Annotated in this window: 12 protein-coding genes; 9 read left to right on the forward strand and 3 right to left on the reverse strand. The window is 66.6% G+C overall.

Translation table 11 applies throughout. The features are described 5' to 3' along the window. Positions 1 to 291: 291 nt before the first annotated feature. Positions 292 to 2,022 (forward strand): FAD-binding protein, encoded by a 1,731-nt coding sequence (locus WFK98_RS02990; protein ID WP_336799230.1) that lies wholly within the window; start codon positions 292 to 294, stop codon positions 2,020 to 2,022. 144 nt (positions 2,023 to 2,166) lie between these two features. Here WFK98_RS02990 and WFK98_RS02995 read toward each other — a convergent pair whose 3' ends face one another. The 3 genes from WFK98_RS02995 to WFK98_RS03005 all read right to left on the reverse strand — a co-directional run bounded on the left by WFK98_RS02995 (position 2,167) and on the right by WFK98_RS03005 (position 5,838). Then, positions 2,167 to 3,648 (reverse strand): aldehyde dehydrogenase family protein, encoded by a 1,482-nt coding sequence (locus tag WFK98_RS02995; RefSeq protein WP_336799231.1) that lies wholly within the window; start codon positions 3,646 to 3,648, stop codon positions 2,167 to 2,169. Positions 3,649 to 3,703: 55 nt separating this feature from the next. Further along, positions 3,704 to 5,335 carry a GMC family oxidoreductase gene (locus WFK98_RS03000; RefSeq protein WP_336799232.1) on the reverse strand — a complete coding sequence of 544 codons (1,632 nt, stop codon included), beginning with the start codon at positions 5,333 to 5,335 and terminating at the stop codon, positions 3,704 to 3,706. Positions 5,336 to 5,406: 71 nt separating this feature from the next. Further along, a complete protein-coding gene (locus WFK98_RS03005) occupies positions 5,407 to 5,838 on the reverse strand; it encodes a MaoC/PaaZ C-terminal domain-containing protein (protein WP_336799233.1) in 432 nt (143 codons plus the stop codon). Positions 5,839 to 6,243: 405 nt separating this feature from the next. Here WFK98_RS03005 and WFK98_RS03010 point away from each other — a divergent pair, with 405 nt between their 5' ends. The 8 genes from WFK98_RS03010 to WFK98_RS03045 all read left to right on the forward strand — a co-directional run bounded on the left by WFK98_RS03010 (position 6,244) and on the right by WFK98_RS03045 (position 15,712). Then, entirely contained in the window at positions 6,244 to 7,473 is a 1,230-nt protein-coding gene (locus tag WFK98_RS03010; RefSeq protein WP_266339351.1) for a CaiB/BaiF CoA transferase family protein, read from the forward strand. Positions 7,474 to 7,557: 84 nt separating this feature from the next. Then, positions 7,558 to 8,022: a MaoC family dehydratase gene (locus WFK98_RS03015; protein ID WP_266339352.1), complete on the forward strand. Its 465-nt coding sequence runs from the start codon at positions 7,558 to 7,560 to the stop codon at positions 8,020 to 8,022. 70 nt (positions 8,023 to 8,092) lie between these two features. Then, positions 8,093 to 9,700: a choline dehydrogenase gene (locus WFK98_RS03020; RefSeq protein ID WP_336799234.1), complete on the forward strand. Its 1,608-nt coding sequence runs from the start codon at positions 8,093 to 8,095 to the stop codon at positions 9,698 to 9,700. Between the two features lie 92 nt (positions 9,701 to 9,792). Beyond that, positions 9,793 to 10,773: an ABC transporter substrate-binding protein gene (locus tag WFK98_RS03025; protein WP_336799235.1), complete on the forward strand. Its 981-nt coding sequence runs from the start codon at positions 9,793 to 9,795 to the stop codon at positions 10,771 to 10,773. 111 nt (positions 10,774 to 10,884) lie between these two features. Next, complete coding sequence (locus WFK98_RS03030; protein WP_266339355.1) at positions 10,885 to 12,414, forward strand: sugar ABC transporter ATP-binding protein; 1,530 nt, start codon at positions 10,885 to 10,887, stop codon at positions 12,412 to 12,414. Continuing rightward, positions 12,411 to 13,433 (forward strand): ABC transporter permease, encoded by a 1,023-nt coding sequence (locus WFK98_RS03035; protein WP_266339356.1) that lies wholly within the window; start codon positions 12,411 to 12,413, stop codon positions 13,431 to 13,433. The genes WFK98_RS03030 and WFK98_RS03035 overlap by 4 nt, the downstream gene beginning before the upstream one ends. Beyond that, a complete protein-coding gene (locus tag WFK98_RS03040) occupies positions 13,433 to 14,458 on the forward strand; it encodes an ABC transporter permease (RefSeq protein WP_266339357.1) in 1,026 nt (341 codons plus the stop codon). Before WFK98_RS03035 ends, WFK98_RS03040 begins: the two co-directional genes overlap by 1 nt. A 129-nt stretch (positions 14,459 to 14,587) precedes the next feature. Continuing rightward, the gene (locus tag WFK98_RS03045) at positions 14,588 to 15,712 is read left to right on the forward strand and encodes a LacI family DNA-binding transcriptional regulator (protein ID WP_266339358.1); all 1,125 of its coding nucleotides are present in this window, start codon (positions 14,588 to 14,590) and stop codon (positions 15,710 to 15,712) included. Positions 15,713 to 15,721 lie beyond the last annotated feature (9 nt).

Raw genomic sequence — 15,721 nt, forward strand, 5'->3', positions numbered from 1 at the left:
CGGCGGGATGCTCCCCGACGGAGTGAAGCACAGAGAGCGGTCGGACTGCAAAGCCTGACCGCATGAGATAACAAAGCTTTCCGTTTTCCCCGGATGGTGGGTTCGTGGTGGGTTTTCGATCCCGGCCCGGCGCCTTGCTCGGAAGCTGGTCCGTGGATCGGGATCCGCCGATTGCCCTCCGCCTCGCGACTGGCTATATCATTTATGAAACCGCTTTCATTTGTGGTTCAGCAGGCTCGTTCACTCGACGACCGACCGGCCGGTTGCAGGCGCCGGCGGGAAAGGACCGGAATGCGCAGGGATGTGAGGGAAATCAGGACCGACGTGCTCGTCATCGGCAGCGGCGGAGCGGCGTTGCGCGCGGCACTGGACGCCCAGGAGGGCGGGGCCGAGGTCACGGTGGTGATCAAGGGTGAGTTCCGCCGGAGCGGCGCCACTTTCCATAGCGTCGCCGAGGTGGGCGCTTTCAACGTGCCGGACGGCGCCGGCGATGCGGGCGACAGCCCGGACGTATTCCTGAACGACATCCTGACCGCAGGGCAGGGCATGTCGGACCCGCGCCTGTCTGCAATCCTCGCCGAGGAGGCGGAGGATGCCTTGCGTTATCTGGAAGGCTATGGCGTCCATTTCGAGCGCGTCGGCCCCGAGGCGGGCGAACCCTACCTGACCTTCCAGGCCTGCTTCTCGTCGAAGCCGCGTTCGCATGTGATCAAGGATCACTTCAAGCCGATCGTGAAGGCGCTGGGATCAGAGGCGACGAAGCGCGGCCTCTCCGCCATGGACAGGTTGATGATCAAGGACCTGATCGTGCGCGACGGCGAATGCCTCGGTGCGGTTGCGGTCGACGCCGAGGGCAGGCTGGTCGTCATCCGCGCCAAGGCGACGATCCTGACCACCGGCGGCGCCAGCCAGCTTTTCCGCACCAACCTCTATCCGTCCGACATCACCGGCGACGGCTACGCGATGGCGCATCGCGCCGGCGCCCATCTCGTCAACATGGAGTTCATGCAGGCCGGCGTCTCGATCATCGATCCCTTCGTCAATCTGTTCGGCAACTATCTCTGGGACGCGCGGCCGAACCTCTCCGACCGCGACGGGCGACCCTTCCTGTCGGACTACCTGCCCGAGGAGCTCGGCATCGCGGCGGTGATCCGCGAAAAGCAGCGCCACTTCCCGTTCAGTTCGAGCGACATCTCCCGCTTCATCGAGATCTCGATCCAGAAGGCGATCAACGAGGGTCGGGGCACTGACAAGGGCGGCCTGCTGCTCGACTTCATCCACGACGACCTTGATTCCATCCTGGCGGACCAGAGCCGAAGCGTCGCCAAGATGTGGCCGCTGACCTATGACTGGTACAAGGAGCGCGGCACTGACCTGCGCAAGGACAAGGTCGAGATCACCTGTTCGGCCCACGCGATCAATGGCGGGTTGCGGATCGATCCCGACGCCCAGTCGAACATCAAGGGCCTGTTCGCGGCAGGCGAGGTGGCGGCGGGGCCGCATGGCGCCGACCGGCTCGGCGGCAACATGTCGGTGACCTGCCAGGTGTTCGGCCGCCGCGCCGGCCGCGCCGCGGCGGCGCGGGCGCGCGAGATCGATCACCGCGCCATCGCCGACCCGCTCGAGGGGCATGATCCGCTGCCGGCCGGGGCCGGCGCTGGCGCTACGGTGGATCTGGCGACGCTGCGGCAGCGCCTGCAGAACGCCGCCAACCGCCACCTGCTGATCCTGCGCGACGCGCCGGGCCTGCAGGCGTTCCGCGTTGAGTGCGCGCAACTGCGGCACGAACTCGCCGGTTCCGCGCGGATCGAGACGCCCGCGGATGCGGTCCAGGCGCTGGAGCTCAAGAACCTGATCGAGGTTGGCGAACTGATGGCGCTCGCGGCGCTGGCGCGGCCCGAAAGTCGCGGTAGCCACTATCGCGAGGACCATCCCGACCGCGATCCCGCCTTCGAGCACAACATCCTGCTCGATCGTCACGCCCAGGGCGGCTTCTTCCGCGCCCGGCTCGGCGATCTATAGCCTCTGTCCTGTCGGCGTGCCCGAGCCGGGCGCGCCGGTTGCCGTCGGTGGTGGGCAAAAAAGGGGCGCTACGAAGGATCGTAGCGCCCATGAGTTTGAGGCCGGCTTGCTATCGGGAGGGGGAGGTCGCCGGCCCCGGGGTTGTCATCCCTTGGACGGGTAGTAGGGCTCGCGCTTGCCGAGATGCGCGAACACCGTCTTGATGTTGGTGAATTCGTCGAAGCCCGCCTGGCCCATTTCGCGGCCGAAGCCCGACGCCTTGTAGCCGCCGAACGGCATCTGCGGCGCGCCGTCGATCGTCGTGTTGATCCAGACCGAGCCGCTGCGCAGCTTCGGCGTGATCTGGTGGGCGGTGTCGAAGTTCTTGGTCCAGAGCGAGCTGGCGAGACCATAGGCGGTGTCGTTTGCGAGGCGGACGGCCTCGTCCTGGTCCTTGAAGCGGATGATCGATAGCACCGGCCCGAAGATCTCCTCGCGGAAGATCGTCATGTCGCGCGTGACGTTGTCGAAGATGGTCGGCTGGACGAACAGGCCGTCCGCCTGCGCCCCGGCCTCGCCGCCGAGCCGAAGCGTCGCGCCCTCGGCCTTGCCCCTGGCGAGATAGGAGCAGACCTTGTCGAAGTGCTTGTCGCTGATCATCGCGCCGACATCGGCGTCGTCGGCATGCACGTCGCCGAGCTTCAGCGTGCGGGCGCGGGCGACGAGGCGTTCGACGAAATCGTCGGCGATCTTCTCGTCGACGAGCAGGCGCGTCGCCGAGCAGCAGCATTCGCCCTGATTGTAGAAGATGCCGTAGAGCGAGCCGTCGATGGCGTCGTCCAGGTCGGCGTCGGCGAAGACGATATTGGCCGATTTGCCGCCGAGCTCGAGCGACACCCGCTTCAGCGTTTCGGCCGAGTTGGCGAGGATGCGGCGGCCGACCGCGGTCGATCCGGTAAAGGAGACGAAGTCGACCTCCGGGCTCTTGACGATCGTCTCGCCGACCGGGTCGCCATAGCCGGTGACGACCGAGAGCGTGCCGTCCGGCAGGCCCGCCAGCTTGCCGAGGCGGGCGAGTTCGAGCGCCGTGCCGGAAGTAAACTCGGACGGCTTCACCACCACGGTGCAGCCGGCGGCGAGCGCGAACGGCACCTTCTGGGCGAAGATCAGCGCCGGGAAGTTCCACGGGATGATCATGCCGACGACGCCGACCGGCTCGCGGTGGATCCAGCCTGCCTTCTGCGGGCCGAGATTGGTGTAGGTCTCGCCGTGCATCTGCATGGCGAGGCCGGCGGCGAAATGGGTGAGCGAGACGACGTTGCGCAGGTCGCCGCGCGCCTGGCGGATCGGCTTGCCGACCTCGTCGACCTCGATGCGGGCGAGGCGCTCGAGGTTCTCCTCGATCAGGTCGGCCCAGCGCCGCACGACGGCCGCACGCTCCATGCCCGTCATCTGCGGCCAGGGGCCGTTGTCGAAGGCTTCGCGCGCCTCGGCGATGGCGGCCGCTGCGTCCGCGGCGGTCCCCTCGGCGAAGCGGGCGACCAGGCGGCCGGTCGCGGGCGAGTGACGCTCGATCATGGCCGCCGGAGCGCGGTCGCCGCCGGAGACGTGGTGCGCGTAGTCGCGCGTGGTCGAAACTTGGTTCATCGGTTGGTTCCTTGCTGAGCTTCGGATGGGCGGAAGGGAGGGGAGCGGGCGGCGGCTAGCCGGCCCGCTCCAGCGCCGGGGATCGGGAGGCGATCCCGGCGCGGTTGCCTCGGATGAAATCGGCGGCGCGCTCGCCGATCATGATGCTGGGGGCGTTGGTGTTGCCCGAGACGAGGCGCGGCATGATCGAGGCGTCGGCGACGCGCAGGCCATCGACGCCATGCACCCGCAATTCGGTGTCGACGACGGCCATCTCGTCCTGGCCCATCTTGCATGTGCCGACCGGGTGGTAGCCGGAGCGCGCCCGCTCGCGGACATAGGCCTCGTAGTCGGCGCGGCTGCGGCACTTCGGGCCCGGCATGAACTCGTCGGTGACGAAGCGCTTCATGGCGGGCTGCGTCATGATCTCCTGCCCGACTTTCACGCAGTCGATCGTGCGTTCGAGATCATAGGGATCGCCGAGGAAGTTCGGATCGATCGAGGGCGAGACGCGCGGGTCGGCGCTCTTCAGCGTCACGGCGCCACGGGCGCGCGGATGCATGAAATAGCCGTTCAGCGTGCAGCCATTGCCGGTGACCGTGGCGTCGGTGTCGTTGACCTCCTCGACGCCGGTGCCCGGCAGGAAGTGATATTGCAGGTCCGGCGCCGGCAGCTTCGGGTCGCTCCAGCAGAAGGCGCCGCCCTCGACGATGGTGCCGGCGACCGGGCCGTTGCGGAACAGGGCGTACTGGATCGCCGGCATGATCTTCCGGCTCGCCTTCTTGTAGACGTCGTAGCTGTCGACGTTCTTGACGTTGTACATCATGAAGACGTCGAGATGGTCGTGCAGGTTCTGGCCGACGCCGGGCAGTTCGACCAGCGTGCGGATGCCGTGGCTGGCGAGATGGGCCGAGGGACCGATGCCGGAGAGCATCAGCAGCTTGGGCGAGCCGATTGCCCCTGCCGTGACGATCACCTCGCGCGCGGCGCGCTCGGTCACCACGCTGTTGCCCTGGAAAAACTCCACGCCGACGGCGCGGTTGTTCTCGATCAGGATGCGCTTCGCCAGCACGCCGGTCCGGACGCTCAGGTTCGGTCGGTTGCGCGCCGAGCGCAGATAGGCCACCGCCGCGCTGCAGCGCCTGCCGTCGCGGTTCGTCGTCTGGTAGAGGCCGGTTCCCGGCTGCGTCGCCCCGTTGAAGTCCGGATTGTAGGGGATGCCGTATTCCTGGCAGGCTTGGACGAAGGCCTTGCTCAGCTTGTGCGGATGGCGCTGGTCGACCACGCTCAGCGGGCCGTCGATGCCATGATAGGGGGCAGAGTACTTCTCGTTGCTCTCGGCGCGCCGGAAGTAGGGCAGCACGTCGCGATAGGCCCAGCCGAGGCAGCCCATTTCCTCCCAGGTGTCATAGTCCTCGGCATTGCCCCGGATATAGACCTGCGCGTTGATCGAGGAGCCGCCGCCGAGTACGCGCGCCTGCGGATAGAGCGGTGTGATCCCGCCCTGGTGCTGCTGCGGCGCCAGTTCGTAGCGCCAGGTGAGCGAACCCTTGGTCGTCTTGTAGAAGCCGACCGGCATGTGGATATAGGGGTTCCAGTCGCGCGGTCCCGCCTCCAGCAGCAGCACCTTGGCGTCCGGATCCTCGGACAGGCGGGTCGCAAGCGCGGACCCGGCGGATCCGCCGCCGACGACGATGAAATCATACATGGCTGTCCTCCCGATTTTCTCGTCTTCGGGTCCGGCCCCTCCCGGTCCGGCCCCGGCTGCTTTCCGCGTCGTCAGCTCACCCATTTCAGGATGTGTTCGCCGACGCAGACCGTGTCGCCGTTCTGGTTGGTCACGATGATTTCGGATCGCGCGCGGCGGCGCTCGGCGTCGACCTCCCGGACGGCGTAGCGCAGGCGCACCGTGTCGCCGATATAGACGGGCTTCAGGAAGCGGATCCGGTCGTAGCCCAGCGAGACGGGCGTCTCCGTCGCCCGGACATTCGGCACGCGCTCGACGATCTGGGTCGAGCAGGTCGACATGAAGGCGATGATCAGCGCGCCGTGCGCGATGCGCCCCTCATAGGCCGTTCCCGACATGGCGGTTTCGTCGACATGGTTGGGCGAATGATCGCCGCTGACCTCGGCGAAGGCGTTCACGACCGCCTCGCTGACCTCGCGCTCGAGCGTCACGGCGTCGTCGACCTTCAGGTAGAAATCCGTCACGCGTCTATCCTCCCTGGCCTCAATCCGGGCGTGCGCCGGTGGGCCCGCTCTGTGGCGCGGCGGCACTGCGGCCGGCTTTCATCCACGCGGGCGTCGCTTGGGGCGGTCTCGACTTCTCGCGCGGCGCCTGTCCCTACCGCGTCGCCGACTATCAAATGAAACCGCTTTCATTAAGGCGATGCTATCGACTTTTCTCGGGGGATGCAACGCCCAATCACGGTTGTTGTGGCGTATCGGTCGTCGGCATGTCGCGCTGATATATAAGGTTTCGGTTGATTTTCCGGGCGGCCGGGGTCACGATCGGGCTCTCTGGCAGGGCCTTGCCCGGCCCCATTGCCAAGGCCGAAAACTTGCGTTATGCGTTTATGAAATCGCTTTCAGAAACCGGTTTCGTGCGGAGGAACAGTGCGTCATCTCGAGGGTATTCGGATCGTCAGCTTCAATCATTTCCTGATGGGTCCGGTCGGCATCCAGTTCCTTGCGGACCTCGGCGCCGACGTCATCGCGATCGAGCCGGTCGAAGGCGCGTTCCAGCGCAAATGGGGCGGCGCGAACCGCTTCCTCGATGGTCAGACCATGCTGCAACTGACCGGCAACCGGAACAAGCGCAGCCTTGCCCTCGATCTCAAGAGCCCTGCGGGCCTGGCGATCGCCCGCAAGCTGGTGGAGGGTGCCGATGTCGTGGCGGAGAACTATCGTCCCGGCGTGATGAACAAGCTCGGCCTCGGCTTTGAGGACATCCGCAAGGTCAATCCGCGCATCATTTATGCTGCCGCATCCGGCTTCGGTCCGGATGGTCCCTATGCGGCGCGGCCGGGCCAGGACCTGATCGTGCAGGCGATGTCCGGCCTTGCCGCGATCACGGGCACCCAGGAGGACGGGCCGCGCGGCGTCGGCGTCTCGGTGGTCGACCACCATGGCGCAGCGTTGTTCGCCGCCGGAATTCTCGCAGCCCTCCTGCGGCGCGAGCGCTCGGGCGAGGGTGGCCGCGTCGATGTCAGCCTGCTCAATGCCGCGCTCGACCTGCAGATGGAATCGCTGGTCTGCTACATGAACGGGCCGGGCGACGACGACATACGCCAGACCGGTCGCATCTCCGGCTGGTATTACGGCGCGCCCTACGGGATCTACGCGACGAGCGACAGCTTCATCGCTATCTCGCTCGGCACGATGGAGGCGATCGCCGAGGCGATCGACATTCCCGAGGCCGAGCGCATCCCGAACAGCGAGGCCTATGCCCGGCGCGAGGAGGCGGCGGCGAGCATCGCGCGGGCGTTGAAGAAGGGCACTACCGAGACCTGGAGCCGGATCTTCGCAGAGCGCGGCATCTGGCATTCGTCGGTGAATGACTACAGCCGCCTCGCCGAGGATCCGCAGGTCCTCCACAACGGCAATTTCGTCACCGTTCCCGGCGCGACCGGCTCGCCCGTGACCCTGGTTGCGCATCCGGTCCGCTATGACGGCCAGGCGCCGGAGGTCCGGCTGCCGCCGCAGAAGCTGGGCGCGCAGACCGCCGATATTCTCGCCGAGCTTGGTTACGACGAGGCCGCCATCGCCGCCTTGCTTCGCGACGGGGTCGTCGGCGGCGAATTCGACGTCGATGGCGCGGCGCGGAGCGCTGTCGCCTCGGCCTGAACCACGCTCCACCGCGCGGCCCGCTGTCGGGTCGCCTTCCATTCTTCATAGGCACGGCCCGGAAACCGGGCAGGGGATGAGACGATGACGATGAAATCGATGCATGCGGAGATCGGCGACGCGGTCCGCTTTTCCAAGACGGTAAGCGAGGCGGATGTCTATCTCTATGCCGGCATCACGGGCGACTTCTCGGGCAATCACGTCAACGAGGAGTTCATGAAGAAGTCCGTCTATGGCCACCGCATCGCCCATGGCGCGCTGACCATCGGCTTCATGTCCACCGCGTCGACCCTGATGATCGAGCGCAGCCTGTCGCAGGGCATCGACTCGACGCCGGTGTCGCTCGGCTATGACCGCGTGCGCTTCCTGGCTCCGGTCTTCTTCGGCGATACGGTGAACGTGACCTACACGATCAAGGAGGTCGACGAGGAGCGCCGCCGGACCCGTTCGCAGGTCGAGGTGCATAACCAGAACGGCATTCTGGTCGCCGTCGGCGAGCATCTGCTGAAATGGGTGAAGAACGAGGATTCCGAGCGCGAGGCTGCCTGAGCGTTTCGGCACCAGCACCGCGGGCGGCTCCGGCCGGGAGGACCGCGGGCAGGATCGGGAGGAAGAGACTATGACCGACTATGTGATCGTGGGCGCGGGCTCGGCGGGGTGCGTGCTCGCCAACCGGCTGAGCGCGGATCCCTCCATCAGCGTCGTGCTGCTGGAGGCGGGCGGGCGCGACCGCAATCCGTTCATCCACATGCCGGCCGGCTACCGCCAGCTCATGATATCGGGCGCGGTCGACTGGGGCTACCAGACGGTGCCGCAGAAGCATTGTCATGGCCGCTCGTTTCATTGGCCGCGCGGCAAGGTTCTCGGCGGTTCGAGCTCGGTCAACGGCATGGTCTATATCCGCGGCCACGCCTCCGATTATGACGGCTGGGCCCAGATGGGCAATCGCGGCTGGTCCTATTCGGACGTGCTGCCCTATTTCAAGCGCGCCGAGAGCTGGGAACTCGGCGAGGACGAGTTCCACGGCGGTAGCGGTCCGCTTCATACGACGCGTGTTCACGAATTCCATCCGCTGGCGCGGGCCTGGCTGGAAGCGGGCGTGCAAGCCGGCTATCCGCGCAATCCCGACGTCAATGCGTCGAGCCAGGAGGGCTTCGGCCCTCTCGACAGCACCATCAAGAACGGCCGCCGCGCCAGCACGGCCTATTGCTATCTGAAGCCAGCACTGGCGCGGCCCAACCTCAAGGTGATCACCCGCGCGCTTGCCTCGCGCGTCATCATCGAAGGCGGTCGCGCGGTCGGTGTCGAGTATGTCCGCAACGGCCGTACCGAAGTGGTGCGCGCCGATGCCGAGGTGATCCTGGCCGGTGGCGCGATCAACTCGCCGCAGCTCCTGCAGCTTTCCGGCGTCGGTGACGGCGACCATCTGCGCTCGGTCGGGATTCGCGCCGTGCATGAGCTCCCGGGCGTCGGTCAGAACCTCTCCGACCATGTCGCGACCGAGATCCAGCAGCAATGCACCCAGCCGATCTCGCTCCTGCGGGAATTGAAGCCACTGAACGTCGCCAAGTCGCTTGTGCGCTACGCGCTGACCCGCGGCGGTCCGGTCGCCCATCCTGGCATTCAGGCCGTTGGCTTCGTCAAGTCTCGGCCGGAGCTGGTCGCTCCGGATATCCAGTACCATTTCATCATGATCATGTATGGCGAGCACGGGCGGAAGCTGCACGAGCTGCATGGCTACCAGCCGCTCATCAACGTGCAGCGTCCGGAGAGTGTCGGCACGGTGCTGATCCGCTCCAGTGATCCTACCCGGCATCCGGAGATCGATCCGAACTATCTGGCCTCCGAGGAGGATGTGCGCGTGCTGCGCGATGGCATCAAGATCTGCCGGGATGTCCTGGGCCAGAAAGCCTTTGATAGTTATCGCGGGGCCGAAATTTCCCCTGGACGTGACGTCAGGACAGATGCTCAGATCGATGACTATGTGCGTCATTCGGCGCACACGCAGTACCATCCCGTGGGGACATGCAAGATGGGGGTGGACTCGAAGGCCGTAGTCGATACCAATCTGAAGGTCCACGGGTTGGCGGGTCTGAGGGTGATCGATGCTTCGATCATGCCGAAGATGGTAAGTGCGAATACCAATGCCGCGACGATCATGATCGCCGAGAAGGGCGCGGACATGATACTCCGGCAAGGCACGGACTACGCGGAAAGCGTGGCCTGAAGTGGGGAATGGGGAGCCCTTTGGGAGAGGGGCTTCCGTCAGAGGATGCGGAGATCGGACCCCGCGCAAACCGGTCCGAGGGAGGAACTGAAATGATCAATCGTCGTTCGTTGCTGCAGATCGCCGCCGGTGGAGCCGCCATTGGAGCCTTCGGTCTGCGCCCCGCCTACGCGAATATGCCGAAGCTGAAGGCGAAGGACACCTACAAGATCGGCTTCGCCCAGACCGAGAGCAACAACCCCTGGCGCCTGCAGCAGACCAAGAGCATGCAGGACGAGGCCAAGAAGCGCGGCTGGCAGCTGGTCTACACCGACGCCGCCGGCTCGGCTGCCAAGCAGGTCGCCGACGTGCGCTCGATGATCGCCCAGAAGGTCGATGTCATCCTGCTCGCCCCGCGTGAAGAGCGCCCGCTGATTCCGGCCGTCATGGAAGCCAAGAAGGCCGGCATTCCGCTGTTCCTGATCGACCGTGGCGTCGATCCGAGCCTCGCCAAGGGCGGCGAAGACTACGTCGCCTTCATTGGCTCGGACTTCGTCGAGGAAGGCCGCCTGGCCGCCGAGGCGCTGGTCAAGGCCGTCGACGGCAAGGCCAAGATCATCGAGCTGGTCGGAACCGTCGGTTCGTCGCCCGCCAACGACCGCGCCAAGGGCTTCGCAGACTACATCAAGGACCATCCGGGCATGGAAGTGATCGCCTCGCAGTCCGGCGACTTCGCCCGCGACAAGGGGCGCCAGGTCTTCGAGACGCTGTATCAGGCGCATCCCGAGGCGACGGCGCTTTATTCGCACAACGACGAAATGACGATGGGCGCCATCGCCGCGATGGAAGCGGCCGGCAAGGTTCCGGGCAAGGACCTGATCATCGCCTCGATCGATGGCACCAAGGACGCCGCCCAGGCGCTGCAGGACGGCAAGGTCGTCGTCGTCGTCGAATGCAACCCGAACTTCGGTCCGGCCGCCTTTGATGCCGTCGTCAAGTACAGCAAGGGCGAGGCCGTGGCGCCGCGCCTGGTCAACAAGGACCGCGTCTTCACCAAGGACAACGTCGCGGCCTATCTGCCCGAGGCTTACTGAGCCTTGCAGGCGGGCGCCCTGGGGCGCCCGCCGATCCGGCCCAGACCATTCCTTGCGACAGTCGCTGCCGGCCATCGGCGGCGGCTGCCGTCAGCTACGAGACAGTCGTCCATGGCTACCGCAGAACCATTTCTGTCGATGCAAGGCATCGACAAGTCCTTCGGCAATGTTCCCGCCCTGACCGGCGCATCGCTGGAAGTGCGCGAAGGCGAGGTGATGGCCCTGATCGGCCAGAACGGCGCCGGCAAGTCCACCATGATCAAGGTCTTGAACGGCTTCTGCCGCAAGGACGCCGGCACGATCACCTTCAATGGCGCGCCCTGGTCGGCGTCCTCGCCGGAGATGGCCCAGCGCGGCGGCATTTCGACGATCTTCCAGGAAATCAACCTCATTCCCTTCCGCACCGTGACCGAGAACATCTATCTCGGCCGCGAGCTCAAGAACCGCATCGGCCTGCTCGACCTCAAGCGGATGCATGACGGCGCGCGGAAGCTGCTGGCCGAGTTCGACGTCGATGTGGACGTGCGCCGGCCGCTCGGCGAATTCTCCACCGCAATCCAGCAGATGGTCGCCATCGCCCGGGCCGTCTCGTTCGAGGCCCGGCTGGTGATCATGGACGAGCCGACCTCCTCGCTCGACGAGACCGAGGTTGCCGTGCTGTTCGAGACCATTCGCCGTCTCAAGGCAAAGCGGGTCGCCGTCGTCTTCGTCAGTCACAAGCTGGACGAGCTCTACGCCGTCTGTGACCGCGTCACCGTCATGCGCGACGGGCGCACGGTGGCGGTCTCGTCGATGGCGGACATGTCCAAGCTGCAACTGGTCGCCACCATGCTCGGCCGCGATCTCGCGGAAGTGCGCCGCGCCGGCGCGACGGCCTTCACCGAGGGGACGCGCGCGATCGGCGAGGAACTGCTTTCGGTTCAGGATGTGGCCGTCGGCCGCCGCGTGCATGATGCGAGCCTTTCGGTTCGCCGCGGCGAGATCGTCGGCCTCGCCGGCCTGCTCGGCGCCGGCCGCACCGAAACCGCGCGCGCGATCTATGGCGCGAGCCCGCACGAGAAGGGCGAGATCCGCCTGCTCGGCAAGAAGACCGATTTCACCGAGCCGGCGGACGCCATCCGCGCCGGCATCGGCTTCTGTTCCGAGGACCGCAAGCACGAGGGCATCATCCCCGGCATGTCGGTGCGCGAGAACCTGACGCTGGCCCTGCTGCCGGCGCTCGCCCGCGCCGGCATCGTCGACGAGGCGCGCCAGCGCGAAATCGTGCTGCGCTTCATCAAGGAGATCGGCATCAAGTGCTCGAGCCCCGAGCAGAAGATCCGCGAACTCTCGGGCGGCAACCAGCAGAAGGTGCTGCTGGCGCGCTGGCTCTGCATGAACCCGAAGCTCCTGATCCTGGATGAACCGACGCGCGGCATCGACGTCGGCGCCAAGGCCGAGATCCAGCGTTTGATCCGCAAGCTCGCGGATGACGGGCTGGGCGTGCTGATGATTTCGTCCGAAATCGAAGAAATCGTCGAGGGCGCCGATCGCGTCTTCGTCCTGCGTGATGGCCGCACCACCGTCGAGCTCGACGGCGAGGCGATCACCGAGCCCGCCGTGATGGGGGCAATGGCCCACGGACATGGAGACGCCGTATGAGTTCCGCCCTCGAAAACGCACCGGCGCCGGTGCCGGGAAGCGTCGGCACTCCGCGGCGCGCGGGGCTCGCCTCGATTCTCTCGCGCCGGCATGTCGGCACGATCGCGGCGCTGATCGCGCTGCTCGTCTTCAATTTCCTGTTCACGCCGCACTTCGCCACCATGCAGACGCTGTCGGTGAACCTGACGCAGGTCTGCGTCATCGTCATCGTCGGCGTCGGTATGACGATGGTCATCGCCACCGGCGGCATCGACCTCTCGGTCGGTTCGATCATGGCGATCGCCGGGGCGTTCGCACCGCAGATCTTCCAGGGCATGCTGTTCCCGGTGCCCAATCTCTACGTCGGCATCGCGCTCGGCATCATCCTGCCGGTGATCCTCGCCGGCTGCTTCGGCCTGTTCAACGGCTGGCTGGTTGCGAATGTCCGCGTGCAGCCGATCATCGCGACGCTGATCCTCTTCATCGCCGGTCGCGGTATCGCGCAGGTCTGGACCAATGGCGACCTGCAGGTCTTCAAGGTTCCTGAATTCCAGCAGATCGCCATTGGCCGTGTGTTCGGTGTGCCGTTCCAGGTCTGGATCATGCTGGCGCTCGTGCTGCTTTCGGCCTGGGCGCTGCAGCGGACGGTGTTCGGGCGCCAGGTGCTGGCGGTCGGCGGCAACGAGCAGGCGGCCTGGCTCGCCGGCATCCCGGTTCGCCACGTCAAGCGCCTCGTCTATGTCATCTCCGGCGTCTGCAGCGGCATTGCCGGCCTCATCGTCATCGCGATGAACTCGGCCGCCGACGCCAACCTGATCGGCATGGGCATCGAGCTGGACGTGATCGCGGCGGTCGCGGTCGGCGGCACGCTGCTGAGCGGCGGCCGGGCGACGATCATCGGCACGCTGCTCGGCGCGCTGATCATCCAGCTCGTTCGCTACACCCTTCTCGCCAATGGCGTGCCCGATGCGGCGGCGCTGGTCGTCAAGGCCGGGCTGATCGTTCTCGCCGTCTGGCTGCAAAGGCAGGATCGCGCCTAATGCCCCGTCTTCACGCCTCTGCCGGCTTCGGCGCCCTTCTCGCTCTCGTCCTGATCATCGCCTTCGGCGCCTGGCGCTATGACGGCTTTATCAGCGAGTACAACGTGCTCACCGTCCTGCGCTACAATTCGATGTTCGCGCTGGTCGGCCTCGGCATGTGCTTCGTGATCATGACCGGCGGCATCGACCTGTCGGTCGGCTCGGTCGCGGCGCTGTCGAGCGTGGTTTCGGCCTATCTCAGCCCCTATGGCCTGCTGCCGGGTCTGCTGGGCGGCCTCGCCGCAGGCCTTGCCGCAGGCATCATCAACGGCTTCATCATCTCGAAGATGAAGATCCTGCCGTTCATCGCCACGCTGGCGACGATGCTCGCCGCCTCCGGCGTCGCGTTGCTGCTGTCGAACCAGCAATCCGTGCCGGCCTCCTACGACACCAATTTCATGGCGCTCGGACAGGGCGATTTTCTCGCCTACGCCCCCGAATGGGTGACGGGCGACGATGCGGGCCTGCTCGGCGGATTGATCCGTATCTTCTTCGGCTTCCCGATCCCTGCCTGGATCGCGCTCTTCGCCTATCTCCTTGGCTCGCTGATCCTCAACCGCACCCCGTTCGGACGCCATGTGCTGGCGGTCGGCGGCGGCGAGGAGGCCTCGCGGCTGATGGGCTTGCCCACCGACCGGACGATCTTCCTGGTCTATGTCTTGTCCGGTTTTCTCGCCGGCATGGCGGGCGTGATCCTGGCGGCGCAGTTCGGCGCCGGACAGCCGATCGAGGGCGTGGGCTGGGAACTCTTCGCGATCGCCTCGGTCGTGGTGGGCGGCACGCTTCTTACCGGCGGCAAGGGTTCGGTCGGCGCCACGCTGGTCGGCACGCTTCTGCTCGGCATCCTGTTCACCGTGCTCAACTTCGAGAACGGCATGGGCTGGATCAGCCTCAGCGCCTATTGGCAGTCCGTGCTGCGCGGCGCGTTCCTGCTGGTGGTCGTCATCCTGCAGAGCCGCCTGACCCGCTCGGCCGCGACTGCCTGAGGACGGTCGTTGCGGCATATCGTTGGCCGGGGCGCTGCAGCCCCGGCGGCGCGGCGACGTTCTGCGCATCCCGTGGCAATTCAGGCCGGCCGTCTTGCGGCGTCCGGGCTTCTGATCCAGAGTCCCGGCATGGATAAGACGGACAAGAAACCGCCCTCGCAGCGCAAGGCGCAGGCCGACGCCTCGCCGGCCCCGGCGCGCGCCAAGCTGGAGCATGTGGCGCGGCTCGCCAAGGTTTCGCTGGCGACTGCGTCGCGGGCGATCAACCAGCCCGAGATCGTGCGCCCCGAGATCCGCGAGCGCGTGCTGCATGCCGTCGAGATGCTCGACTATACGCCCGATCGCATGGCGAAGGCCCTGAGCTCCGGCCGCACCCATACGGTCGGCGCCGTGGTGCCGACGCTCGGCAACGCCATCTTCGCCGATGGCGTCGAGGCGCTGGAGGCGCGGCTTGGCGCGCGCGGCTACACGTTGATCCTGTCGCATTCGCAATATGACCCGGCGCGCGAGTTCCGCCAGATCCGCGGCATGCTGGAATATGGCGTCGATGGCCTGGTCCTCGTCGGCGATACCTTCGCTCCGGATTCGCTGCCGCTGATCCGTCATCACCGCACGCCGCTGGTCACCACCTATGTCTGCGCCTCGCGGCAGGGAATTCCGGCGATCGGCATCGACAATCGCCAGGCGACCCATCGCATGGCGCGCTACCTGCTCGAGCTCGGGCATCGCGAATTCGCCGTCATCGCCAATACCGGCCTGCCGAACGATCGCTCGCAGGCGCGGCTCGACGGCCTTCTCGACGCCATCGCGGAGGAGGGCATCCGCCTGCCGCCGGATCGCATCTTCGAGGCGCCGCTGCCGAGCATCGCCGCCGGTCGCGAGGCGTTCCGCCGCCTGCGGGCCGCCCATCCCGGCGTCACCGCCTTCCTGTGCACCACCGATGCGATGGCGGTCGGTGCGGTCGCAGAAGCGCGGCGCGAGGGAATTCGGGTGCCCGAGGATGTCTCGATCACCGGCTTCGACGACGTCGAGATCGCCGCCGAGACCGACCCGCCGCTGACGACCGTCAAGGTTCCTGCCGCCGAGATCGGCGCCATCGCCGCCGACCGGTTGATCGGCATCATCGAGGGCGGCCCGGCGGCGACGATCGCCCCGATCGCGCCGCTGGAGGCGGCCCTGGTGGTGCGTGGGTCGACCGGGCCGGTCGCCGGCCCCGTCGCCCGCAAGCGCCGCACGCGCGCGGCCGCTGCCTGAGCGGTCTGT

Origin of the sequence: Kaistia sp. MMO-174 (assembly GCF_037147815.1) — a bacterium.
Lineage (GTDB): Bacteria > Pseudomonadota > Alphaproteobacteria > Rhizobiales > Kaistiaceae > Kaistia > Kaistia nematophila.

Bases quoted from the DNA above. Each gene is read 5' to 3' on its own strand.
- WFK98_RS02990 (WP_336799230.1), top strand. From the start codon at position 292: ATGCGCAGGGATGTGAGGGAAATCAGGACCGACGTGCTCGTCATCGGC.
- WFK98_RS02995 (WP_336799231.1), bottom strand. From the start codon at position 3,648: ATGAACCAAGTTTCGACCACGCGCGACTACGCGCACCACGTCTCCGGC.
- WFK98_RS03000 (WP_336799232.1), bottom strand. From the start codon at position 5,335: ATGTATGATTTCATCGTCGTCGGCGGCGGATCCGCCGGGTCCGCGCTT.
- WFK98_RS03015 (WP_266339352.1), top strand. From the start codon at position 7,558: ATGACGATGAAATCGATGCATGCGGAGATCGGCGACGCGGTCCGCTTT.
- WFK98_RS03020 (WP_336799234.1), top strand. From the start codon at position 8,093: ATGACCGACTATGTGATCGTGGGCGCGGGCTCGGCGGGGTGCGTGCTC.
- WFK98_RS03025 (WP_336799235.1), top strand. From the start codon at position 9,793: ATGATCAATCGTCGTTCGTTGCTGCAGATCGCCGCCGGTGGAGCCGCC.
- WFK98_RS03030 (WP_266339355.1), top strand. From the start codon at position 10,885: ATGGCTACCGCAGAACCATTTCTGTCGATGCAAGGCATCGACAAGTCC.
- WFK98_RS03035 (WP_266339356.1), top strand. From the start codon at position 12,411: ATGAGTTCCGCCCTCGAAAACGCACCGGCGCCGGTGCCGGGAAGCGTC.
- WFK98_RS03040 (WP_266339357.1), top strand. From the start codon at position 13,433: ATGCCCCGTCTTCACGCCTCTGCCGGCTTCGGCGCCCTTCTCGCTCTC.
- WFK98_RS03045 (WP_266339358.1), top strand. From the start codon at position 14,588: ATGGATAAGACGGACAAGAAACCGCCCTCGCAGCGCAAGGCGCAGGCC.